The organism is Cyanobacteriota bacterium (assembly GCA_025054735.1).
Classification (GTDB): Bacteria; Cyanobacteriota; Cyanobacteriia; order SKYG9; family SKYG9; genus SKYG9.
The window spans coordinates 1-2,105 of the sequence record JANWZG010000541.1 but is presented as its reverse complement, the minus strand read 5'-3'; the positions used below and the strand labels follow the sequence as shown (position 1 = coordinate 2,105).

Annotated in this window: 2 protein-coding genes; one reads left to right on the top strand and one right to left on the bottom strand. The window is 50.0% G+C overall.

What is annotated here, in order from left to right; translation table 11 throughout:
- On the top strand, positions 1 to 1,722 hold the full coding sequence (locus tag NZ772_17890; protein MCS6815426.1) for a diflavin flavoprotein: 1,722 nt from the start codon (positions 1 to 3) through the stop codon (positions 1,720 to 1,722).
- 165 nt (positions 1,723 to 1,887) lie between these two features.
- Here the strand turns inward: NZ772_17890 and NZ772_17885 are convergent, their stop codons facing one another.
- Positions 1,888 to 2,082 (bottom strand): hypothetical protein, encoded by a 195-nt coding sequence (locus tag NZ772_17885; GenBank protein ID MCS6815425.1) that lies wholly within the window; start codon positions 2,080 to 2,082, stop codon positions 1,888 to 1,890.
- Between the last annotated feature and the right edge of the window lie 23 nt (positions 2,083 to 2,105).

Below are 2,105 nucleotides of genomic sequence, written 5' to 3'. Positions count from 1 at the left end.
GTGGCAGTTGTGGAAAAGGCGCGTCGGCTGACGATGCAGACCAGTGACATTGCAACAGATACTAGGGCGATACGCTCGTTAGACTGGGATCGCGATCGCTTTGACATTGAGTTTGGGCTGCAAAATGGCACCACCTATAACTCCTTTATCATTCGGGGTGAGAAGATTGCCTTGGTGGATACATCCCATGAGAAGTTTCGCGACCTCTACTTGCCAACTCTGTCGCTGGAAGTTAATCCTCGTGAGATTGATTACATCATTATCAGCCATACTGAGCCTGACCATAGTGGTTTGGTGCGGGATGTGTTGGCACTGGCTCCTCAAGCTACGGTAGTTGGCTCTAAGGTGGCAATTCAGTTTTTAGAAGACTTAGTACATCAACCGTTTGAGCGGCTAATTGTGAAAAACGGCGATCGCTTGGATTTAGGTAACGGCCACGAACTAGAGTTTGTCAGCGCTCCCAACTTGCATTGGCCTGATACGATTTTCACCTATGACCACAAGACGGCTGTGCTCTACACCTGTGATGCTTTTGGGATGCACTTCTGTGATGACGACATGTTTGACACTGATATGGCCAAAATTGAGCCAGATTTTCGCTTTTATTATGATTGTTTGATGGCACCCAATGCCCGCTCAGTGCTGTCTGCTATGAAGCGTATGGGCGAGCTACCTGATATCAACCTGATTGCTACGGGTCATGGCCCTCTGCTGGCCTACCATGTCAGCGAATGGACAGGGCGCTACCAGCGCTGGAGTCAGTCTAAAGCCAAAGCAGAGAAAACGGCTGCGGTGTTTTATGTATCTGACTATGGCTATAGCGATCGTCTTTCCCAGGCGATTGCCCGTGGTATTACCAAAGCCAATGTTGCCGTAGAGATGATGGATCTGAGGTCGGCTGACCCACAGGAGATACGCGAGCTAGTGGAACATGCTGCTGGGTTGGTGATATCCATGCCCCCTGCGAGCGGCCCGATCGCCAATCAAGTCCAAGCAGCGTTGGGTACTATCTTGGCAGCCGCTAATAGCAAACAGGTAGTTGGGCTGGTTGAGTCCTACGGTGGGGATGATGAACTGATCTACCCCTTACAAACTCGATTTGTAGAATTGGGCTTGGTACCCGGATTTGAAGCGATTCGGGTCAAGGAAGCGCCCCATGAAGCCACCTATCAACTGTGTGAAGAAGCAGGTACTGACCTAGGGCAGTTACTACTGCGAGAAAAGGCTATCAAGCAGATGAAATCTCTGAGTAGCGACTTAGATAAAGCTTTGGGACGGCTAAGTGGAGGCTTGTATATCATTACAGCTAAGAAGGGGGAACTGACAAGTGCGATGCTGGCATCTTGGGTGACCCAGACTAGTTTTGAGCCGCTAGGTTTGACGATCGCCGTTGCTAAGGATCGGGCCATTGAATCCTTGATGCAGGTTGGTGATCACTTTGTCCTCAATGTTTTGGGAGAGAGCAACTACCAACACCTGATGAAGCATTTCCTGAAACGATTTCCACCAGGAGCTGATCGCTTTGCCGGGGTGAAAACTCAACCAGCGGAGAACGGCTCTCCTATCCTTACGGAGGCTTTAGCTTACCTAGAGTGTGAGGTTGTAACCCGAATGGAGTGCAGTGATCACTGGTTAGTCTACAGCACAGTTCAAGCTGGTCGCGTATCTAATCCAGAGGGCCTTACTGCTGTTCACCATCGAAAGGTGGGCAATCATTATTGATTCGCTAAGCAGTTACTCAGGTGACCGGATCGATAGTTACAAGTGGTAAAGGTTGGCAGTCACGGGCTGAGTTACTCTCTATCCTGGTAGAGAACTGGTGTAGTGGTTGTATCCTATGCCCAGCAGTCACTCAACGGCTTCACCCAGAGTAATAAATGTGCAAGTTTATCGGCCACCATGTTGGTTGGTGGGTTTCATGCTGGTGGGTTTGGCAGCCTGTAGCAATCCTGCTGACGTGTCAAACTTGCCGGCTTCTTCGCCATCACCAAACGTTATGCCTTCCCTACCGTCACCTGTGCCCTCGTCATTGGTGTCTTCTACGCCGATCGCTCCTTTGGAGCCAACGTTGACGACTGTCACTATTTATGTTGTGGATTCCCAAT